This window comes from Pseudochrobactrum sp. AO18b (assembly GCF_000409565.1).
Lineage (GTDB): Bacteria > Pseudomonadota > Alphaproteobacteria > Rhizobiales > Rhizobiaceae > Pseudochrobactrum > Pseudochrobactrum saccharolyticum.
In genome coordinates, this window is sequence record NZ_ANNO01000261.1 from 1 (window position 1) to 3,384 (window position 3,384).

Annotated in this window: 4 protein-coding genes; all 4 read left to right on the plus strand. The window is 53.2% G+C overall.

What is annotated here, in order from left to right; genetic code table 11:
* Positions 1-722 (plus strand): GlxA family transcriptional regulator (locus A918_RS0111045; RefSeq protein ID WP_022711124.1); only part of this gene is annotated, 722 nt, incomplete at its 5' end.
* A 101-nt stretch (positions 723-823) separates the two neighbouring features.
* Positions 824-1,090: a DUF6460 domain-containing protein gene (locus A918_RS0111050; protein WP_022711125.1), complete on the plus strand. Its 267-nt coding sequence runs from the start codon at positions 824-826 to the stop codon at positions 1,088-1,090.
* A gap of 72 nt (positions 1,091-1,162) precedes the next feature.
* A complete protein-coding gene (locus A918_RS0111055) occupies positions 1,163-1,657 on the plus strand; it encodes a CAP domain-containing protein (protein WP_022711126.1) in 495 nt (164 codons plus the stop codon).
* Between the two features lie 297 nt (positions 1,658-1,954).
* Complete coding sequence (locus A918_RS0111060; RefSeq protein WP_022711127.1) at positions 1,955-3,313, plus strand: MATE family efflux transporter; 1,359 nt, start codon at positions 1,955-1,957, stop codon at positions 3,311-3,313.
* Positions 3,314-3,384 lie beyond the last annotated feature (71 nt).

Below are 3,384 nucleotides of genomic sequence, written 5' to 3' on the forward strand. Positions count from 1 at the left end.
TTGTTGTCGGCGGCGTTCTTCCCCATTACCGGCCGGGGCAAAATACGCTGATTGAAGTGCTGAAACGCGCCGACCGTCAGAAGAAAAATGTCATCGGCCTGTGCACCGCCGCCTTCATTGTGGCTGAAGCCGGATTGCTGGAAGATCGCAATTGCTGCGTGAACTGGTTTCATAAAGACGATTTCCTGCAATTATTTGACGGGTTCACGGCGGATACAACTAGTCTGTTCCATCGCAGTGGCCGGCATTTTACCTGCGCGGGTGGTTTGGGCGCTGCTTCACTGGCGCTCTCCATCATTCAGGCGGAAATCTCTGAGGAGCTGGCACGTAAAAGCGCCTCCATCCTGATGTTTCCTTATGAGTTGCTGACATCGGAGCAACCTGCGCTGAGTTTCAACGGCGTACGTTCACCGATGATCCGCAAGGCAATCCGTATTTTTGAAGAAACGCTGGAAGATCCGCTGGCAATGGCTGAAGTAGCGCGCCGTCTTGGGATTTCCACCCGCCAGATGGAGCGCGGGTTCCGGTTGGGATTGGGCAAAACGGCCTTTCAGGTGCGCGAGGAATTGCGGGTGCAACGCGCCAAGGAATTGCTGATGAGCGGAAATGCATCTCTGCTGGAAGTGGCTGTCGCCAGCGGCTTCACAGACACGCGCAGTATGAACCGTTCTTTCCTGCGTCAGAGCCAGAGCCTGCCGCGTACCTATAAAAACAGCCGCTGAAACCTGAGCTTGAAATAGAGCCGGTAAATATCCGGCGCAGGGAAGGCTTGTCTCTTCAGATATTCGCGCTTATTTGTTGGTCTCAACAAAGGAGTGCTTCTATGTCTGACCGTGCTACCCGCTTTCTGGGCGATACACCGGGTCGTGTCATCGTTAAACTGATACTGGTGTCACTGATTGTCGGCGTTGTGATGCATGCCTTTAACTGGACACCTTATGATATTCTCTGGAATATCCGCGATTTCTTCGTAAGAATCTGGAATATGGGTTTCTCGGCCTTGTCACGTTTTGCTGATTATCTGCTGCTGGGCGCGGCAGTTGTGATCCCTGCCTTTATTTTGCTCAGAATTATCAATTACAGGAAATAAAATGCATTCTGAAGGCGTGTAGCGGCTTCGGGAATACATCTGAAAAATCCTTCTTTTTATTTATGGTTTTCGATGACTGATACATTGCTGCCTTCTGCGCTGATTTCACGCCGCCGGTTACTGGTTACCGGTGGTGCTTTGTTGCTGAGCCCTGCCATCCTGCCGCTCTCTGATGCTTTTGCAGAAGAGGACGTGGCGGCTATGGTGAATAAAGTGCGCCGCCAATATGGTGCGCCGCCGATGATGCCGGAAGCAAAGCTTGAAAAGGCTGCACTGCATCAGGCGCGGTTAATGGCAAAGCACGGCAAAATCGGTCACAGCATCGGTTGGGGAAACAGTTTTGGCGGCAGGCTGAAACAGGCCGGTATCCGCGGCCCTGCTGCGGAGAATGTTGCATCCGGCCAAAAAGACGTGCCGGACGCACTGAATGCCTGGCTGAATTCTGCCGGTCATCGTAAAAATCTGCTTGATCCGATCTTTACCCGCTATGGCCTTGCCTATGCGGCGCGGGCAGACAAGCCGCATTATCTTTATTGGGCGATGCTCTACGGTGTTGATCTGCCGTAAATTGCAATGACAAGCGGCCGCGACAAATTGCTGTCCTGATGCAGAAACCGGCTGACCATGACAGGAAAACAGGATATGACAGTACAAGATCTTCTGCGCTGACCGGAAAAACTATCTGCACTTACTATCTTCAGGTGAGGAGCACGCACGGCTGACAGCAGGATCTTTTTATTCGCTGACAGTATTCGTGTGGTATCTAAGCATTTCCAGTAACAGTGGAAGCCGGTTTTGCGCCGGACAATGCGTTAATACCCAAATAGAGCGGTTCCTTGAGGCCGCTTTAAGTGGAACCGCTCTATGTTCAAGCCAGATAATGACGCGCTCGAAACGTCTCTCGTTCGCCCGTTCAATGTCACGCACCGCATGGTGCTGACGATCGCTATTCCTATGACATTCGCCGGTATGACCACGCCTTTGCTCGGGCTGGTGGATACAGGTGTGATCGGGCAGCTTGGCAATGCCGGTATGCTCGGCGGTCTGGCCATGGGCGCTCTGGTCTTTGATTGTCTGTTTTCCATTTTCGGTTTTTTGCGTTCCGGCACGACAGGGCTTGTTGCACAGGCCATGGGTCGCGGTGACCGTTCGGAAGAAATTATGGTGTTCTGGCGCGCAATTATTGTGGCGCTGGTTGCCGGTTTGCTGATGATCGCGCTTTTGCCGCTCACACTCTATGCGGCCAATGATATTCTCAAGCCTACATCCGATACGGCCAAAGCATTGAACGAATATGTGTCGATCCGTATGCTCTCGGCACCAATGGCGCTGGTCAATTTCTCGGTGCTGGGTCTGCTGCTCGGGCGCGGGAAGGGGCTGTTCGGCCTTGCGCTGCAATTCCTGCTCAATGGTATCAATATTATTCTGGCGCTGGTTCTGGGTTTGGGGCTGGGCTGGGAGGTTTCCGGCGTTGCATGGGCGACAGTCACCGGCGAAACCGTGGCAGCCATTACAGGTATGACAGTGCTGATCTGGCGCGGCGGCGCTTTGCGCAAGCTGGATGTCAACCGTTTGTTCGACAAAGCCGGTATGTGGCGCATGATCGTTATCAGCCGCGATATTATGATCCGCTCGCTGTTGCTGATGTCGACCTATGTATTCTTTGCCCGCGTCGGCAATGAAATGGGCACAATCACTCTGGCGGCCAATGCGGTGCTGATGAATTTCTATCTCGTTGTCGGCTTCTTTCTGGAAGGGGTAACGATTGCTGCCGAACAGCTGGCAGGGCGGGCAGTCGGTGCGCGTTACAGTCCGGCCTTCCGGCGCTCGATTCAGCTGACCTTCTTCTGGGGCATGGTCATGGCTTTTGTCATGGGGCTGATCTTCCTCGCTTTCGGCGATCGTCTGGTCAATATTCTGACAACGGAGCCGGATGTCCGCATGATGGCGGTTTATTATCTGCCTTGGGTGTCACTCACTGCACTCACCGGTCTTTATGCTTTCCAGATGGACAGTATTTTTATCGGCGCATCCTGGTCGAAAGACATGCGCAATATGATGTTCCTGTCGCTGTTTGTGTTTTTCGGTGTGCTCTATGGTACCCGTGACTGGCTGGGTAATCACAGCCTGTGGCTGGCGCTGAATATGTTCCTGTTTATTCGCGGCGTTACTCTGTCTGCGATGTTGCCAAGGCGCTATCGCGGGGAGTTTCCGGTCGCCTGACGATACCGTCTCTGCATCAAAGCCTGTAATGGACAATATTAAACCTGCCGGATCATCATGCCCTGATGATC

Excerpts from the sequence above, each read along its gene's own strand:
- A918_RS0111055 (WP_022711126.1), top strand. The coding sequence starts at position 1,163 with ATGACTGATACATTGCTGCCTTCTGCGCTGATTTCACGCCGCCGGTTA.
- A918_RS0111060 (WP_022711127.1), top strand. The coding sequence starts at position 1,955 with ATGTTCAAGCCAGATAATGACGCGCTCGAAACGTCTCTCGTTCGCCCG.
- A918_RS0111050 (WP_022711125.1), top strand. The coding sequence starts at position 824 with ATGTCTGACCGTGCTACCCGCTTTCTGGGCGATACACCGGGTCGTGTC.